Source organism: Vibrio sabulosilitoris (assembly GCF_055391395.1).
Map to the genome: position 1 here is coordinate 2289585 of NZ_AP029599.1, position 17424 is coordinate 2307008.

15 protein-coding genes are annotated in these 17424 nt (G+C 46.8%); 5 read left to right on the forward strand and 10 right to left on the reverse strand.

Annotation, left to right across the window (positions count from 1 at the left end; translation table 11 throughout):
* Positions 1 to 120 precede the first annotated feature (120 nt).
* The gene (locus tag ACZ5R2_RS10855) at positions 121 to 1650 is read left to right on the forward strand and encodes a protein adenylyltransferase SelO (protein ID WP_464902266.1); all 1530 of its coding nucleotides are present in this window, start codon (positions 121 to 123) and stop codon (positions 1648 to 1650) included.
* A gap of 78 nt (positions 1651 to 1728) precedes the next feature.
* Here the strand turns inward: ACZ5R2_RS10855 and ACZ5R2_RS10860 are convergent, their stop codons facing one another.
* Positions 1729 to 1944, reverse strand: a complete 216-nt coding sequence (locus ACZ5R2_RS10860) for a hypothetical protein (protein WP_464902267.1) — start codon at positions 1942 to 1944, stop codon at positions 1729 to 1731.
* Positions 1945 to 2274: 330 nt separating this feature from the next.
* Here ACZ5R2_RS10860 and ACZ5R2_RS10865 point away from each other — a divergent pair, with 330 nt between their 5' ends.
* Together ACZ5R2_RS10865 and ACZ5R2_RS10870 are read left to right on the forward strand one after the other, a co-directional pair.
* Entirely contained in the window at positions 2275 to 2607 is a 333-nt protein-coding gene (locus ACZ5R2_RS10865; protein ID WP_464902268.1) for a hypothetical protein, read from the forward strand.
* Positions 2608 to 2823: 216 nt separating this feature from the next.
* Positions 2824 to 3612: a transporter substrate-binding domain-containing protein gene (locus tag ACZ5R2_RS10870; protein WP_464902269.1), complete on the forward strand. Its 789-nt coding sequence runs from the start codon at positions 2824 to 2826 to the stop codon at positions 3610 to 3612.
* Here ACZ5R2_RS10870 and ACZ5R2_RS10875 read toward each other — a convergent pair.
* The 3 genes from ACZ5R2_RS10875 to ACZ5R2_RS10885 form a co-directional block, all read right to left on the reverse strand.
* On the reverse strand, positions 3609 to 6236 hold the full coding sequence (locus ACZ5R2_RS10875) for an ATP-binding protein (protein ID WP_464902270.1): 2628 nt from the start codon (positions 6234 to 6236) through the stop codon (positions 3609 to 3611). The two genes, ACZ5R2_RS10870 and ACZ5R2_RS10875, sit on opposite strands and share 4 nt — an antisense overlap.
* An 8-nt stretch (positions 6237 to 6244) precedes the next feature.
* A complete protein-coding gene (locus tag ACZ5R2_RS10880; protein ID WP_464902271.1) occupies positions 6245 to 7078 on the reverse strand; it encodes a phosphate/phosphite/phosphonate ABC transporter substrate-binding protein in 834 nt (277 codons plus the stop codon).
* A gap of 388 nt (positions 7079 to 7466) precedes the next feature.
* Positions 7467 to 7874 carry a GNAT family N-acetyltransferase gene (locus ACZ5R2_RS10885; RefSeq protein ID WP_464902272.1) on the reverse strand — a complete coding sequence of 136 codons (408 nt, stop codon included), beginning with the start codon at positions 7872 to 7874 and terminating at the stop codon, positions 7467 to 7469.
* Between the two features lie 209 nt (positions 7875 to 8083).
* Here ACZ5R2_RS10885 and ACZ5R2_RS10890 point away from each other — a divergent pair, with 209 nt between their 5' ends.
* Positions 8084 to 8437, forward strand: a complete 354-nt coding sequence (locus ACZ5R2_RS10890; protein ID WP_464902273.1) for a hypothetical protein — start codon at positions 8084 to 8086, stop codon at positions 8435 to 8437.
* A gap of 205 nt (positions 8438 to 8642) precedes the next feature.
* On the opposite strand, the gene ACZ5R2_RS10895 is transcribed toward ACZ5R2_RS10890, so the two are convergent.
* From ACZ5R2_RS10895 to tnpC, 3 genes are all read right to left on the reverse strand, one after another.
* Entirely contained in the window at positions 8643 to 9344 is a 702-nt protein-coding gene (locus ACZ5R2_RS10895) for a DNA alkylation repair protein (protein ID WP_464902274.1), read from the reverse strand.
* 188 nt (positions 9345 to 9532) lie between these two features.
* Positions 9533 to 10906 carry a YjiH family protein gene (locus ACZ5R2_RS10900; protein ID WP_464902275.1) on the reverse strand — a complete coding sequence of 458 codons (1374 nt, stop codon included), beginning with the start codon at positions 10904 to 10906 and terminating at the stop codon, positions 9533 to 9535.
* Positions 10907 to 11221: 315 nt separating this feature from the next.
* Positions 11222 to 12654, reverse strand: a protein-coding gene (tnpC, locus tag ACZ5R2_RS10905) for an IS66 family transposase (protein ID WP_464899933.1) whose coding sequence is annotated in 2 segments (ribosomal slippage) — positions 11222 to 12465 and positions 12465 to 12654 — 1434 coding nt in all. Because the reading frame shifts where the segments join, the coding sequence is not laid out codon by codon here.
* A 372-nt stretch (positions 12655 to 13026) separates the two neighbouring features.
* On the opposite strand from tnpC, the gene ACZ5R2_RS10910 reads away from it, so the two are divergent.
* The gene (locus ACZ5R2_RS10910; RefSeq protein ID WP_438458321.1) at positions 13027 to 13380 is read left to right on the forward strand and encodes a DUF3316 domain-containing protein; all 354 of its coding nucleotides are present in this window, start codon (positions 13027 to 13029) and stop codon (positions 13378 to 13380) included.
* 258 nt (positions 13381 to 13638) lie between these two features.
* On the opposite strand, the gene ACZ5R2_RS10915 is transcribed toward ACZ5R2_RS10910, so the two are convergent.
* The 3 genes from ACZ5R2_RS10915 to ACZ5R2_RS10925 form a co-directional block, all read right to left on the reverse strand.
* Positions 13639 to 14862 carry a M28 family peptidase gene (locus tag ACZ5R2_RS10915; RefSeq protein ID WP_464902276.1) on the reverse strand — a complete coding sequence of 408 codons (1224 nt, stop codon included), beginning with the start codon at positions 14860 to 14862 and terminating at the stop codon, positions 13639 to 13641.
* A 194-nt stretch (positions 14863 to 15056) separates the two neighbouring features.
* Complete coding sequence (gene eutC, locus ACZ5R2_RS10920) at positions 15057 to 15947, reverse strand: ethanolamine ammonia-lyase subunit EutC (RefSeq protein WP_464902277.1); 891 nt, start codon at positions 15945 to 15947, stop codon at positions 15057 to 15059.
* Complete coding sequence (locus ACZ5R2_RS10925) at positions 15937 to 17349, reverse strand: ethanolamine ammonia-lyase subunit EutB (RefSeq protein WP_464902278.1); 1413 nt, start codon at positions 17347 to 17349, stop codon at positions 15937 to 15939. The genes eutC and ACZ5R2_RS10925 overlap by 11 nt, the downstream gene beginning before the upstream one ends.
* Positions 17350 to 17424: the final 75 nt, after the last annotated feature.

Below are 17424 nucleotides of genomic sequence, written 5' to 3' on the forward strand. Positions count from 1 at the left end.
GTCATCATGATCGGGTTACTTGGTTTAGTAGGCTATAGTCTGTAAGTAATCGCCAAAGCTTACCCCACGTATTACTACTAAGACGCGATAATGGATTAACTTAGGTTGGGAGCAGTAGGAATGGATAAGGATAACCTCTGTGATAATGAAGCCACTGACTATATCAACAAGCTCAATCACCGCTATACTGATATGCCCGGTGCGTTTTACACCAAAGTCGCAGTAAAACCACTGACAAACTCACGCTGGGTGATTTGGAATCAAGATCTCGCCAAGCAATTCAACTGGCCGCAATCCCCTCCTAGTGGATTATTTCAGCGCTTTCTTTTTGGCGAGCAAGCCCTTGAGCACCACCCCGCTCTGGCAATGAAATATGCAGGGCATCAATTTGGTAGTTACAACCCTGACCTAGGGGATGGGCGTGGGCTGTTGCTTGGAGAACTAAAAGGGCATGATGGTTGCTTGCACGACTTGCACCTAAAAGGAGCGGGGATCACGCCCTATTCTCGCATGGGCGATGGTCGCGCTGTATTGCGCTCTACCATTCGTGAATACCTGTGCAGCGAGGCCCTGGCTGGCCTTGGCGTGCCAACAACGCGGGCGCTTGGTATGTTCACCAGCGATACCCCCGTGTATCGAGAAAAAAGCGAGTTTGGCGCGATGTTACTAAGAACCACCCACAGTCACATTCGCTTTGGTCACTTCGAGCATTTCTACTATCTGCAGCAGACTGACCAGTTGCGACTGCTCGCCGATAAAGTCATTGAGTGGTATTGGCCCGAATGCCTTGATTCAGACCTTCCCTACCTCTCGATGTTCATCAAGATAATCGACAAAACGGCCGCTTTAATCGCGCAATGGCAGGGGCTTGGATTTACTCATGGGGTTATGAACACCGACAACATGTCGGTTTTAGGTGAGACCTTTGATTTTGGTCCCTTTGGCTTTATGGACGGATACAACAGCCGATTTATTCCTAATCACTCCGACTATCAGGGTCGCTACGCATTTGATATGCAACCTAGCATTGGACTGTGGAACCTGAGTGCGCTAGGACAAGCACTAACCCCACTGATAGACAAGCAGCACATTGAAGCCGAGCTCTCTCACTATCAAACCAAGATAAACCACTACTACAGCGAGATCATTCGTTCTAAACTCGGTTTAAAAAGTAAGCAGCCTGAGGATGCAGCGCTGTTTAGCGACCTCTTTTCATTACTCGAGCAGCAGCGCACTGACTATACCCGATTTATGCGTGAACTAAGCTGCCTCGACCATCAAGATGGTACAAATGTCACTGACCTGTTTCTCGACCGAGAGGCTGGCTTATCTTGGCTTACTCGCTACCTCGAGCGCTGTAAGCTTGAGAGTGACCAGTGTGGCACTCACCAGTGTGGCGCACACCCGCGTGGCGCTCAGATAACAGATAAACAACGCTGCGAGGCGATGCGCAAGATCAATCCTAAATACATTCTAAGGAACTATCTTGCTGAGCAAGCCATCACTCTTGCCGAACAAGGAGATTACTCTGAGATACATCGTCTGGCTCAATTGCTCAAACATCCTTTTGATGAACAACCTGAGTTGCAACACTATGCGAACCTTCCACCCAAATGGGCAAAGGATATTCAGATAAGCTGCTCTTCATGAGTGCTCGGTAGTGTTAAGCGTATTGAAAGCAGCCTTAGATCTGGGTTGTCTGAGTACCGGGGCTAAATGAACAGGTGGTTAAAACTCAGGCAATACCAAACAATCGCTTTTAAATCCAAGGTACCCAGATAACAGTTGCTCAACACTCGATGGATTGGCTTGGTGCTCATACAAAGCCATCTCTTGACGAATAATACCGATGTAGAAATGGGTAGAGATCATACCCGGGAACAATTTAGGTTGCTCCATCATCATTTCACGGATCTGCTTGTCATTAATTTTTTTTACATGCATAAGTGTTATTCCTCTTCCTTGACTACTGACACCCAAGTAGTCTCAAGATGCAGAAGACTCAAGTACGGTCATAACAAGTCTCCCTACCCAAGCAAATCTCTCTGAAACTGCATCTTAAGGTCACTTGTGTATACTACAGTTTTATTTAATCTTGCACGCCAAATCAAGCTCTATTTTATCCACTGCTATTAATGTTGAAATTTAGAGACAGTTTGCTAATGTGGAATTACCACTCACCAACAAAGTTCATTTCTAGTTATTTATTCGTCACCTTCTGTCATTACGTTACTTGCATTTTGCGAGTAGTAAACTAAACAAAAGGACTGAATCATGAGCACAATAACTGCCACTCAACATGAGGTTGATATCGCCAACCGTTTATTTGCTGAATTTTTGGCCGGCATGCCAGAGATCTCAATTAACACCGCTTATGCCGATGCACCCAGTGAGATGAATACCAATGATCCAGACGAGATTGCAGCGTACCTAACCTATGCTTTCGAGCAGTATCTTAACGCTCTGCCCAAGCCACAACCTGTTTTTGACATACCGCCTCATACCAATCAGGATGGATTGCTTTCTTCACAGCAGCTCGACACCGTTGCTCACCATGAACTAACCATTGATAATCAACCGCCGTTTCATCAGCCTTTACAACCGTAGATAGGCAAGCAAGTTGGCGCTAACCGTCGTTGGCGCCAGATAAACTCATGCTGGTGTAAACATTACTATACAGATGAAAAACACCCACCAAGAGCATAATACTTGACAAAATTGGATTGAAAATATCTTCATACAACTTTACAGTTGGATGCATCGCACGAGACGCACTTAGTAGCGTTTTTCACTACCTAACTGACTGTATTAAAGTTGTAAATTATGCATAAGCACAAGCAAACCCTCGCCAGCAATGTATTACTTTGTCTACTTTCGGCCACCCCTTGGCAGGCGTATTCCGGTGATGTAATGGATGAAATCATCGCCACTAAAACGTTGAAGGTCGGCGTGACCGGAGACTATATGCCCTTCTCCGAGAAGCTAGAGGATGGTCACTATATCGGTATTGAACACGATATTGCCGCTGAAATCGCCGCTTACCTTGGGGTTAATATTGAGCTTGTACCAACCAGCTGGCCTACGCTAATGCAAGATTTTGAGCAGGGCCGTTATCACCTTGGCATGACTGGGATCTCAATCAACGAAGACCGTAAGCAATCTGCTTTTTTCTCAACGCCCTACTATTTTTATGGCAAAACGCCAATCACTCTGTGTGAGAATGCCACTAGGTTTGATAGCTTAGAAAAAATCGATCAGCCTTCCACAACAGTGATCATCAACGAGGGTGGCACTAACGCGAAGTTTGCCCGCGCAACACTAAAAAACGCAAAGCTGCATGTTGAGCCTACCAACAAGTATGTCTATGACCGAATTTTGGATGGCACGGTTGATCTGATGATTCCAGATTCAGTTGAGGCCGATTATCGCGCAGCTAATTACCCAGAGTTATGCCGCTCGATGCCAGACTTCGAGTTTACCCAATCGAGTATCGGCACCATGATGGCCAAGGATAGTGAACTTAAAGCTGCTGTGGATAAAGTGCTAGAGACACTTAAAGCCAACGGTGAACTTGAACGAATCATTGCTACCAATATGAACACCAAGATCTAACTATATTCAGTACCTGCCCTTTTTTCGAGGGCAGTCTCTCCCTTCATCCACTTTTCTATCATCTCGAGCAGCTGTGCCTTTTTCACCGGTTTGGTTAGATAATCATCCATACCCGACAAGACGCCTTTTTGCCGCTCTTCTACCAGCGCGTGTGCTGAGAATGCGATAATTGGACACCAAGGATAGTCACCAGATTGCTGCATTGCTCGGATCTCTTTAGTCACAGTAAAACCATCCTTGTTTGGCATTGAGATATCCGTGATTACCAGATCGGGTTGCAGCTGCTGGTATAGCCGCACTGCCTCAACACCATCCTCCGCCAGGGTAAGGTTGATGTTGGTATCTTTTAGCATTGAGGAGATTAATATTCGATTGATATCACTGTCCTCTGCTACGAGCAATTTGATGCTTGAGAAATCGCACATAGTGATACTGGATGTCGGTGCGACAGATTGCCCGGACTGTTGGTAAAGTGCACATAGTTTGCTATACGTAACTGGCTGGCGTAACAATCGTCCAATCTGTGATTTCCTAGGGTCTCCACTCGATTCTATCATATGGATAAAGTCCGCGGTCTGTACTTGCTCAATGTAATCTAATGCCATTTTTTGAGCTTCAATACTGCGCTGAGCGACGATAACATGGCCGAGTTTAAGTTGTTCAACCTCAACGGCACTGCCTGTAAGGTGTGCATAGTGGCTGACTGTGAGCCCAAGGTCACGAGCCATACGAGCGATCAATTCGGCTCTTGCGTCGCAGTCATCAACCAGCGTTAGGTGCGCATTGAGTCTATCTTTTACCACCACCGAGGGTTCCGTCTGAGAGGGAAGCCAAAGCTCAAATTGAAAACACGAACCTTGACCGAGCTGTGATGTGACGGACAACTCACCATGATACATATCAATCAGATGCTTAGAGATGGCCAGACCTAGCCCAGTGCCTTCATACTGTCGCGTAACTGAATTATCGGCTTGCTCAAACTTGTCCATAATATACGGCAAGCGCTCTGGAGGGATACCAATCCCCGTATCAATCACTTCAAACTGATAACCATGATGTTCAGCCGACTCCATTGAAGACACACGCAACAACACGTATCCCTTATCAGTGAATTTAATCGCATTGCCCAACAAGTTAAGTAAGATTTGGTTGATCCGTCCTTTATCGGCGACCACTGCACTATTGAGTGATGCAGGCATATCAACTAATAACACTAGCTCCTTTCTACTGGCTTGATAAGCACACAGTTCGCAGCAGCTTTCAACTAACTCGCGCAGATCAAACGCTTCATTGACTAGGCTCAGCTTCCCAGCTTCAATCTTGCTGTAATCGAGTATGTCGTTGATCACAGTAACAAGGTTGTCGGCTGATTGATGGAGTAACTTCAATTGTCCTAGTTGCTCACTACGCTGTTCATCTTGCATTAACAACTCACTGATCCCCATGATGGCATTCATAGGCGTGCGAATTTCATGGCTCATATTAGCCAAGAATTCCGATTTTGCTTTCGCCGCCCGGTTGGACTTGTCCAGCGCAGACGATAGCTGCTTCTCAATCTCAATTCTATCCGTGATATCTCTCTCGACGGCTATGTATCTCTGCAGTCGGCCATGCTTATCTTTCACTGGAGTTACATCAAGTTCGACCCAGTATGAACGTCTGGATTTGGTGTAGTTTAAGATCTCAACTCGAATAGGCTGGTGGTCACGAATACTGTCAGACAACAGAGCCACCGTCAATTTGTCCGTACCCTCACCCTGTAGCAAGTCACCAGGAGACAAGCCAATCACCTCCTGCAAGGTGTATTCCGTTAGCTGTTCAAATGCGGGGTTTACCCAGGTGATCTTACCGTTGGGACCGGTGATGATAATTACATCGCGCGCGTGCTCAGCCACTTGAGCTAGTTGGGTAACTTTCTCCGTGAGCCTTTGCTGATTCACATACTCCTGATGAAGTTTTTGCTGCGCCTCTGCCAATGATAGCGACATCCGGTTAAACGCTTCACCAACACGTGTGACCTCATCATTACCACTTATGGTGATTTGTGCTCCAGGACCTTGTTTGGTAACTTGAACCACCCCCTTACGAAGCAGATCCAAACGCCGCATAAGATAGGTACCTAACGCAAACGAAAACAGTGCGACCAAAGACATCTCGACACTAGCAATAATTAAACTTGCTTGCGTGGCGAGCTTAAGCACTTGGTGAATTCCTTCTACCTTGACGCCCATTTCCACATAACCAAACACTTGACCATCGAGTTGGATCTCACTGACCACATCATAAACCCCGTCAGGAACGTCGAATGGGCGCACCGAGGTGTCCACACCATAGTAGTCACCTCTGGTACTCAATACTTGGCGTGCTTGATCCAAAATACGGATATAGGCGAGATTGTGCTCGCTCGCTACAGACTGGGCAAAGCTATCGAGATAGGCGAGATCAGTCGCTATAACAGCATCTCTTGAGGCACTGGCGAACACACTCGCCAGTTGTGAGCTACCTAGTTGGAGCTGTCGCTCATTGGAGCTTTTGAGCCAGCTCAAACCACTGATGATCAGTAATCCCAAAGCCAGCGCTTCAATCAAAGCAATACCGATAATCGTTTTCGAGCGCAAAGTCATTTTGATACCTACAGTTCGATATTCAGCTCTACAATGTCTTGCCAGTCGCTATCTGTCGCTGGCTGAAGCCCAGATATATTGAGCGAATCAAAACTCTGTTTGGCTGTGGCATCGTGATTTAGTGACTCAATGACCTCACTCAACGCCTTGTGGATAGCAGGATCGACTGTATTTGACACCGCAATCGCGTGAGGGGTATAGGCCTGCGTTCTGTGGATGATCTTAAGCTGGCTTTGAATCTCCGGTGCCAAACTGTTAAATGTCCGCGCCACACCACCACCAGCACGATAAAGTCCTTTTGCGACACCTAAGTACACTGAGTCATGAGAGCCAACGTATTTTGCCTCAAACTCAACACCAAACTGTTTTAGCTCCGATTGATTGATGATCGTCGCGGCGAAAGCGCGCGGGGCAGGAAACGCGAGCTCAAGTTGATTGAGGTCTGTCAAAGCCCCCTGCCATTCTTGTCGTGCCACCATAATACCCTCAATACGCTTATCTTTTGCTCGGGCTAATGCGTTATAGCCAGGTGTGCGATTAAACAAAGTAAAGTGGTAGGGATTCATGTAGGCAATATCATACGCACCCGCGGCCAAGCGCTGCTCAAAGGTTGGAATATCACGAGCTGTAGCAAATTTAATCTCTACACCGGCCAGCTCTGCCCAGCGGCTAATTAATGGCTGCCAACTCTTGGCGAGCTTTGACGCTGATTGCTGAGGAACCACGCCAAATGTTAATACTGGCAGCGGTTGCTCAGCAGCCTTTGACACACATGCAACCAGTGCCAATAGCCACAGACTCAATCGCCAGCGATGAAAGATTCTCTCAACAATTTTCTCCATCCATGCCCCCTATTTGAATAATACTGTTCAGGCTCACCAAACGGCACACCACACTTGCCAGCTAACCACCCTTGATAAGCAAATGTTTGCATTAATATCAATTAACTATAGACAACCTAATGCTGATCCACAGGCACAATTGCGGTTAATGTTGCCGTATTGTATCTGTTAGCTGTTTCACCACATAGATACGAGACATATCAAGGTGATATTCGAGTTCTCAATAGGAGAAATGACAGGGAGATAAAAGTGGGAATGAAAGGACACACACCTCAATTAGGGTCCAAACATAGAAAAAGGATAAGGCGGTTTAGCCTTATCCCAATCATGATTTCTACGGAGCATAATACCAGCGGTACTTTTCTACTGAACTCGGTTTGGATCGCTTCTAGTGATCGTCACCTTGATAAATCCACATTGGCGTAGTTTGCCCTGCGCGTTCAAAGCCAACGGCTTGATAAAATGCCACCGCGTCACCATCTGCGGTGAGCATCTGTTGGTGGAAGGCGTGGTACTTAGTTTGCATAAGCTGCATGATCTTCTTTCCAACCCCGTGCCCTTGATAGTCCGGGTGCACTAGTAAATGCGGGTAATAAACCACCAAGTGACCATCCGAAATCGCATTGCCCAGCCCAATTAACCTGCCGTTGTGTTTCGCTACCACCAGTGCATCTGAGTTGAGTAACCCCGCTACTAACTTGATTGGTACTTGCGCCGATGACCATCGATTGGCTCGATAAAGCTCTATCACTTCTACCGGGTCCAACTGATCCACAAAGAGTACTTCTATATTCATTATTTCCATTCCTTTAAGCTAGTCCTTTTTTTCGGTAACGAACCGCTGTACATACTGCATCAACATGGTAGTCGACGCTCGTTTATTTTGAAGCATGTCATTGATACTATAAACAAATAATTGAGTCATTGGTCCTTGAAAGAGTATAATGACTCAACGCACTATTGAGCAATTCAATGCTTAAAAGTTTATTTGCGCAAGGAAGCTAAATGAATAAAACAACAAACCTCGTTATCGCTGGGTTACTACTTAGTGGGTGTATTTCAGAGGATGAGCTGCATCAGCCGAGTGTATCTGAAGTCAAAAAACTCGTTGTCAACGCCTATACAAACTACCACACTAAGTATGGGTTTAGTCGCGAAGGCGATGGCAACCATATCCATGGTTGCTACATAACGCCATACTGCTACACATCCTCTTATGTTTCGACGTCTAGCAGAACCGTATATGGCATCGGTCGCGACAAATTGACTGCCTACGTATTAAACTACTTAACTGACAACTGCTCAGGCAAACCAACCCTTAGCTTTCTAAGCGCTGGGATAACAGCAGCACGCCCGTAAAAGGCGTTACCTATCGCGCCCATTTCCATACCGATGGCGGCAAGAAACTATGCCTAAGTGAAGGCCTGATCGATGCGACCCGACCGCTGAAGTTTATGAGCCTAAATCCTAGCCAGATTAACTTTAGCAAGTGTGCTACTGCCATGTAGCTTGGAAATTTGTTGAGCCTATTTCTGGGCTCGACGTATTTCTATTCCCATTGCCCTTAAACTAGGTTGCTATTGTCTCTTAACCATTTAAGCCCTTCACGCTTGGCCAGCCCGTCTATTTCCTCATCATCAATAAACTTAATCACTGCAGTTGGATCGGTTTTTGAGTACTCGCGCAACGCCCATCCAATCGCCTTTTGAATAAAAAACTCTTTATCATGCTGATTTTCTAGAATTATCTCAAACAACAATCCGATATCCGTTTGCTGTTTAAACTTAAGTTGATAAAGCAATGCAGTCCGCCTTAACCAGATATCGTCCGAGTTTCGCCAACGATTGATGTACGGTGCCATCTGCTGGGGGTAGTTTTGAAATAGCGCTGATGCGATGTGGGTAGCTAGCATATCTACGCTGTCCCACCAAGATTTTGTAGTGATCAAAAACTCGAGTTCATCGGCATAAGAGAGCGGCAACTGGTGTTTGTACTTAATTAAAAGATCGACGGCAATGAGCTGATATTCTCGCTGCGGAAGGCTCCATAACTCGCGCACAATTTCTGCCAGAGAGTTAATAGAAGGTAATCCCTCTTTGCTAAACAAGTGCTTGATAGCCTGTCTTCTCGGAGAGGACTGAATACCATAAAATAAGAATTTATCTCGCATATAGGCTTGCATATTTGATGCATTGTTTTCATCTGCAAGTGGCTCGATTGCTAACTTAAGGGCTTGGTTCCATGAGTGAAGTGGCTGATTGCTCATAACAAAACTGACTTATTAGACGATTGTGTTAACCCACCATTTTAATTGATATACCAAGTAGACCTCAAGATTCAGTTTGCTCATTAAGCTATAGGGACGGTAAAACAACAACACACCAAAAGGGGCTCCTTTTGGTGTGTTGACTTGATACTGTCTAAGCTAGAGGTCATCTAGACTTGAGAGGTGATTCAGAAAATCAGGTGCCCACACAGTGCAATAATTGGCAATGTAATCAAGGTACGCAAAACAAAAATCATCAACAGTTCGATAATGTTAACCGGAATTTTGCTTGATAGGATCACCGCTCCCGTTTCAGACATAAAGATCAGCTGAGTAATCGATAGTGCTGCAATAACAAACTTGGTTAGCTCACTATCAATCGTTGACGCAGCAATAATCGACGGGACATACATGTCCGTAAAGCCAACCATTACGGTTTCTGCAGCAGCAGCCGCCTCCGGCAGGTTTAATAGCTCAATCAGGGGCACAAACGGCATACCAAGCAAAGTAAACAGAGGCGTGGTTTCAGCAACGACCAGACCCAAGGTACCAACAGCCATCACTACTGGCAGTACACCAAACATCATATCCAGTGCACTGTGAAGGCCTTCTTTTGCTACACCACCTAAACTTTTTACCTGACTCGCGCGACCCAGTGCCAATTGGTAGCCGTAAGCCAAGGTTGATTGTCCCTCTGGTACTAACTCTGCGTCTTTGTCTGGTACTGAGCCATCGATGCACACATCGGGCTTATAGCACAGTGGTGGCAAATACTGGATCAGCATTGCTGCAATAACGCCAGAAATACAGATGGTGGCATAAAAAGGCACAAAGTAGTTTTCTAGGCCAACTTGCGTCAATACCACGAGTGAAAACGAGATCCCGACTGGCGAGAACATGGTCGCGACAACAGCCGCCTCTCTGGCCGTATATTTCTTCTGCTCATACTGCTTACTGGTCAAAAGTACGCCAACGGTGCCATCACCCAACCATGACGACATACAGTCAATCGCCGCTCTTCCTGGCAAACGGAACACTGGGCGCATCAATTTACTTAGCAGGGTACCGAGAAGTTCAAGCAGACCAAAGTTAAGTAACAAAGGAAGAAGTAGGCCAGCAAAAAAGAAGGTCACGAACAATGAAGGCAACAAGTCATGCAGCACCAAACCGCCCGTATCGCCACTCCAGATAAATTCAGGCCCAACCTGATGCAAAGCAAGCAAGGTAAATAACGCGCCTAAAACACGCACTGCAACCCACACAGGGGGGAGAACAAACAGGCGCGAGAGTAACTCAGAGCGCTGAAAGAGTTTAGGCTTTATGACATTAGCAATAGTAGTCACTGCAGCAGAGAAACAGATGATCGCAGTAACGGTTGGCAAAATTGCCTCGCCCAGCACACTCTTCACACCTTTAGCCATTAAGGCCAGTGGAAACGACACATTGCCATCGACACTCAATGGCGCAAGAAAGAAGAACAGGCCCAATAGGGAAGGAATTACAAACATTAGCACAGTTCTTATGCTGTGCGGCTTGGTTTGAAGGGTAAGTGTATCGCTCATCTACAACCTCATGATGACTAATAATGCCAATTTTGTGCATAAATTTTCAAAAACAAGCTAAGTCTACCAATCTCGCTCGATAGTTCAAGTGAAAAATATGGTAAAAATTCACTCTGACAGCATTTATAGTTAACATTAGACAAAAAGGCTGCATAGTCTGCTCATTTTCTGGTCAGTGAATCAGAAAACTGCATGCTATCAGAGAGCTCGCCAGATCCATTTTTGAGATAGCGATTCGCGCTCCTATCGATAATCATCAAAATGCATAATAGATGCCAGTACATTGAACGTAACCGTTCACCGGAGTAGCTTGACTCAAGTAGCAAGCTCAAAGACATCAGGGTATGGTTGGCGGTGCACAACAGCAGTGATAATCTGACTCAACACATCCATTGTTGATAGGCCGCGTTTCTTGCAGGTTTCGATAAGCGTATGGATCCGGCTTCGGAACTTGTCACCAGCATCAGAAGTGGTTCCATAGCTAATTTTACGCATGATCACGCAACCTCGAAGACGTCGCTCCGCCTCATTATTGGTCAGAGGGATCGTGAGATCCTTGAGGAAGACCCACAAGCTACTTTCATGCTTAAGTAAGTGAGCACACCTTCCTCGATATCGCTTAACCATCACATCTGTGCCTTTGTTGAGCCAACTATGTAACGATTTCCTCAAGCGCTGCATTCTGCGAAGGTAGACAAGTTCTGTGATGTGGCCTTCTTCTAAGTTGTGACGATTACGGAAGACCAAGTTGACAATAAAGCATAGGTGCTGACCAATAAAGGCCGTATGCCCACCACCACTGTAGTCGGCCATCTGCTGTAAGTTTCGTTTTACATGAGCCCAGCAGAGTTGGTGGTTTTCGCTAGGTAGCCAGTTGTAACTGGCATATTGATCAGAGACAACGATACCTGTGTATTTTTCTCCGAGCACAAGCTTGGCAGAGTGTATGGAGCGGGAGTATAAGATCTTCTGATAAACAAGATCCTCACTGGCAACCAGCCAACACCATCTTAGACTCTGCTCATCATTACGGATGTGTGAGGTTTCATCGATATGAACTAACGGCGCTTTGTTCACTGCCAGTTTAATGGCTTGGTGCAGTGGTGTTAGCATTGAGGCCACTTTGGTTTGAGCTTCACTGATAGCACCAATCGAAAAGGTTGTTCCCAAATGCTCTTTGAGTAGAGATTGGATTTTACGGACACTGAGATGATACTGCCCCGCAAGCAAGGCGATGTAGCTTAATAAATTCGGACCCAAGATACCTTGTGGGGCATCATCTGGTTTCTTGGCTCGAACTTGGGTTTGACAGTGGGAGCAATGGCCAGAATAAAGTTGATATTCGATGATGTGAACAACAGGCTCGGGTATTTCGTGAACTTGGTGGCGATAAAATGGCGACGAGTTTATTTTGACGTCGGGTTTTCCACAACATGGACATTGAGAGTCAGGCAAGCATTTAACAACGTTGTCAGTGGGTTTTAGTTTGCTGATTTCTCGTCGATGCCCTGTGTGGCCTTGTTGAGCTCCTCGCGTATTGCCACTACTAGGGCTTTGAGCTTTTTTCTTTCGGCTCGCTCTTTAGGGCCGTCCGATGAAGGTGATTTTGAGGAGTTCCGTGAACTGGTCGCAAGCTTATCCTCATAAAACCGAAGCTGCTCCCAGAGCTCGTCAATAAGCGCCTTTGCCTCACTTAGATTAGAGACCTCAGGCGGGGCTAGTTTAAAGCTGGCTTTTTTCTTTTTCATGGTTTCCAGCATGAGCCAGCGGAATGATCAATCAATAGGCAAAAGTGGATCAAGTGCTCTTAGTCACATTTTCTGTGTCAATAGGGGGCAGGTGAACGCTTACCATTGAACTACTGGCTCAATTAGACCCTGCTCTGAGCTTAATTTAGCTTTTATTTCTTATTCACTGCTTCTTTCACTGGTATGCTTTGCCATTCTTTTTATTGGCTTTTTATTTAAACCTAGAGTAACAACACCAAATTAAATAGCCATAAACCAAAAATAAATGATTTTTTTTGAAAGTAATAAAACTTCCCCAAGGTCTTTATTCGTACCCTACACTAATCGAGTCGGTTAGATTCGATAACATTTCAGGTAAGAAAGGAGAATATTATGAAACGTCTAATCACACTACTAAGCGTAATGACTATCGCCGCCCCTGTATTTGCTGGCGGTTACAGCTGGACCAACAGTGAAGAGATGATCGAGGGTGCCATTGTCGATAACAAGCAAGCAGCGTATGCGATCGGACTGGACATGCTTGAGGGTTATCAAGCGAAATCTGCGGATGAGCTAAGAGATGAGTTTATTCTCGACTTCACCTATGTTGATAATGATTCATTTGCGATCACTGAAGCCACGGTTACCGTCGATGAGTTCCTACAAGAAAATGGCAAAATTGTTTATCAACCAGTGCTAAACCTAGAGTATGAATATCGCGTAAGAGAACTCGGTAGTGACCGCTAAAATAAATAGCCTTGCTATCTATTACGTGAAATAAAATTTTCGACCTACCCTATTAATAATAATTTAGGGTAGGTTAACTTTTCAAATTTATATCTTATTATCTAAGCGGTCTCAAATTACTATCCCTTCAAGATTTGCTTACTTTACCAGCGCGAAACAAACTCAGGGATCGACTGTGTTTATTGAAAGGAAAACACGCCAGCACGTGGTGACACCTCGCTCCTCGAAACGCAGTGTCCCCGCCACCTGAACCTGTTTTTAGATATTGTCTAAGCGGATATGGCTGTTCTTAAGATCATCACGCGTGATGCCTTGACCTTGATTCATGTTATTGAACTCGCGCAATAGACCTGCGATAGCATGAATCGAGGCTAACAAGTCACCTGTGTGCGCCGATTCAGAAGAGGTGTGCATGTTGCGAATTGGGTAACCCAAGGTGATCGCCGCGCTATCAACACCAGCTAGTGCTGCTGCCATGCCGTCAGTGCCCATATCGCGTCCAGTAAAATCAAGCTGGTATGGGATCTGTTGTGCTTTACACACATTCTCAAGGGTCTGAACTAAGAACTCCGAGGCCACAGATCCGCGACCGATGGTAAAGCCCTCGCCCATTTTCAGTGGATTCATATTGCGATGACCAATGCCTGGCGCCGCCTCGTAGTCGTGATTCACGTCCGTCGCAATCAACACGTCTGGTTTTAGCTCACCCACCAGCTGCGTTGAGCCAAAACGACCGATCTCTTCATGTGTTGCAATCGTGTACAGCACGCGCAGGTTATCCAGACCTTCTTTTGCTACCAAGCGAGCGATCTCGGTGACCGAAAAACAGCCTAGGCCATTATCGAGGTACGCACCGTAGAAGGTGTCTGGTGATACGCCACGTTTGATGGGACGATCAAGAATGATTGGGTCGCCTGCGCGCAAGCCAAGTGCCTCAACCTGTGCCTTGCGATCTTTACCATGGGTGTGCAGCTCAAGATAAATCGACTCTGCCTTGATACCTTTCTCACCTGTTCGCTGTCCTGGTGATGAGAAGTGGATAGCGCCAAGTGCTTCTACTGTGCAACCCTCGATGACCTTGTATTTACCCGCTTGCTCTGGGTGTTGGCAGAAAACTTTCACCTCATGACCGATTAGGGTCGTTGGCAAAAATGAGTCAGTATTAATCCACACCTTGCCATCGTTGTCGATCTTACGTACCTGCATGCGGATCTTATCCGCATGCCCCACAATCATCACACTCACCAAATCATCTCGACCCGGATGTGAATCAAACACTAAGCCCGCATTGGCTTTAAACTGATGCACGCCCCACCCTTGAGGCATAAAAGATTCAAACTCAGGCTTGATCACGCCGTAGCTCATCGCTGCCTCAAATCCAATCGGCGAAGGTGATGCAAGGACCCTCTTCATAAATTCAAACTGATCCGATGGCATCTCATTTTGCCACACTTGTTTTTCCATGTTGCTTTCTAAACTCATGATGTTGCTCTGTTATTCTCTTGGGATAGTGTTCTCTCTTACGTTGCCAATTCGTCAGATATTGATGATAGGGACAGGCAAGAGGCCAAACAAACTATCGTGAGCACGTAGCAACTGCAAGCGTTAGCGCAAATTAATTTGCTGAAATCACTCAATAATACCTAGCTGTCTACTGCAGCGATAACGATCAGCTATCATCGCCGTTCCTGACATCCTGTATCCGTTGAGGTTACGAGAAAGCTCTTGTGTGGTTGCTCACCCTCAATAACCGCTACAGCTTCACTATCAGAGCGATCTTTAAGCACGATGCCTGAGTTCTCAATCCGTCGAGCTTCATTTAGAAGGTAAACGGCGCGCTCACAAGCAGTTGAATAACTCAACCCTTGGGGACGCACATTAGAAATACAGTTACGTTGCGCATCTTTTGTTCCCCTTGCCGCTCCCCAAGTTAAGTACATTCCCATGCTATCGGGCGAAGACAGTCCCGGCCTTTCACCAATCAGCACCAGAGCCGCTCTAGCATTGAGTCGCTGGGCAATATCATCACCAACCGCCACTCGTCCCTGCGACACGATACATATGGGAGCAAGGCGCCAAGGAGGTTCAGTATCACTGACCAAGCGCGGGATCAGGTAATCTAACACCTCTACCGCGTGAGATTGCACCGCAACCGCCGAGAGCCCGTCGGCAATCACAATCACAAGGTCATACACTTGCTCAGGTAATTTGCCCGGTATGGTTAGCTCCTGCCAAGCCCTATCACTCAACTCACGCCCCCAGTCAGGGCGCTGCAAGTACGCTAATCGATCGGGTGCTTTGGTCTCAAGTACCTTGGGTGGCATCGGGGTATGTACGCAAATGGCCTGATTGGCTGCCAGCTCTGTCACCAAAGCCTGGATATCCAGCGGGGCGTGCACCGCGTCCATTGCTTTAGCGTGGTCAAGCTGAAACTTGAGCAGCTCATTGGTCGGTATGCTGGTGCCACTGCGGCCAATTGCCACGCGTGCTGAAGTATATTGGCGCAATGCTTGCCATGGCGTATGTGTGACCCCCAGTGATGTTGCTTGTGTCGGTTTAGTTGTCATAGTCACCCCCTGTGAGCATAGACTCAAGACTGTGGGTAAAGTGCGGCGACACCTTGTCGCTTAGGGCCACGCTGCCGACATCATCAAAAATCTGCATCCGCTGCAGCCACTGCTCAAATTCTGGCGCTGGCTTTAACCCCAGCACCTTTCTCGCATAAAGCGCATCGTGAAATGACGTGGTTTGATAGTTAAGCATCACATCATCAGAGCCGGGTATACCCATAATAAACGAGCACTCAGCAACGCCCAACAAGGTCAAGAGATTGTCCATATCGTTCTGATCGGCATAGGCATGGTTGGTATAACAGATGTCACAGCCCATTGGCAGTCCAAGCAACTTACCGCAGAAATGGTCCTCTAAGCCAGCACGAATGATCTGCTTGCCATCAAAAAGGTACTCAGGGCCAATAAAGCCCACCACGGTATTGACCAGTAAAGGATTAAACGCTCTCGCCACGGCATAGGCGCGCGCCTCACAAGTTTGCTGGTCGACACCATGAAACGCATTGGCTGACAGCGCGGTTCCTTGTCCCGTCTCAAAATACATCACATTGTTGCCCACTGTTCCCCGCGATAACGACAGCGCCGCCTGCTCCGCCTCTTTGAGCAAGGCAAGATTAACGCCAAAGCTCTCGTTCGTCCCTTGGGTACCGCCAATAGACTGAAACACTAAATCGACTGGGGCGCCCTGCTCTATCGCCTCGAGCGTGTTGGTCACATGAGTGAGCACGCACGATTGCGTTGGGATCTGGTAGCGCTCAATCACTTCATCAAGCATAGAGAGTAGTCGAACGGTCTGCGCCACGTTATCGGTAGCAGGGTTGATACCGATTACCGCATCGCCATTGCCGTACATCAGTCCATCAAAAATGCTCGCGGCAATACCATCTAAGCTATCGGTGGGATGATTAGGTTGAAGTCGGGTCGAAAGACGATTAGGCAGACCAATCGTGCTACGAAATGCGCTGATCACACTGCATTTTTTGGCGACTAGGATCAAATCTTGATTGCGCATAATTTTGCTTACTGCGGCCACCATCTCCGGAGTCAGCCCCTTGGCGATCCGCGACAAAGTTTGCGTATCAGCTTCATCACTCAGCAGCCAGTTGCGAAAGTCTCCCACTGTAAGGTGCGCTATGGGCATAAATGCATCAAGGTCATGCGAGTCGATGATCAAGCGTGTCACCTCATCACTCTCGTACGGGATCACCGCTTGATTGAGGAAGGTTTTGAGTGGCAAGTCAGCTAATGTCATTTGCGCGACAACGCGCTCAGTGGCGCTTTGTGCTGCGATGCCCGCCAGCGTGTCGCCGGAGCGCAGTGGCGTTGCTTTCGCCATTAATTGTGCCAGTGAGTCAAAGGTGTAAACCTCACTTCCCTGTTGCCAACGGTATCCGCTCATTGCTTTCCCTCTCTAGAGATGCATCTAGTCATCTAGATCTAATAATCAATACATATGGAGTTAATTCTAGACCGC